Annotated in this window: 1 pseudogene; it reads right to left on the bottom strand. The window is 63.3% G+C overall.

Annotated elements, in window-relative coordinates:
• Positions 1–148 precede the first annotated feature (148 nt).
• Positions 149–449 (bottom strand): annotated as a pseudogene (locus EN879_RS38525) (chromosome partitioning protein ParB); the annotation flags it as partial.

Consider the following 449-nt stretch of genomic DNA (forward strand, 5'->3'; position numbering starts at 1 on the left):
CACCGGGGAGACATTCGTGTCAGGGACGTTCTGGGTTCCACCGCTTGCAAAACCTTGTGCTGTCGAGGTGTCCGGCCGCGTCATTGGCGCGGCCGGAAAATTCTCGAAAGGCAAGTCGGAGCCGCGTGGCGGCTCCGACCCATTGCGGTCACTCGGCGGCAACGTTGAAGGCCTCGGCTTCCTCGGCTGTATCTGGCTGAGAGGGTTTCGGCTCCAGTTCGGCAAAATCCGCCGATCTGGCATCTGCTGCCTCGTCCTGCCGTTCAACCGACATCGCAGGTTGCTCGGTGCGCAAGAGCGCAGGTAGCCATCCAGTCCCGGCGAGCAACTGCTCGGCGGCCTCCGCCATTGGCTGCTTTTTCAGGTCCGACAGCCTCTCTGCCGCGTCTTCGCTGGCAGCTTCGCGCACGGCGTCGAGGATATGTGCCTTGGTGATGCGCCCGAGATAC

This window comes from Mesorhizobium sp. M7A.F.Ca.AU.002.02.1.1, assembly GCF_003998535.1.
In the GTDB taxonomy this organism is placed as follows: Bacteria; Pseudomonadota; Alphaproteobacteria; order Rhizobiales; family Rhizobiaceae; genus Mesorhizobium; species Mesorhizobium ciceri.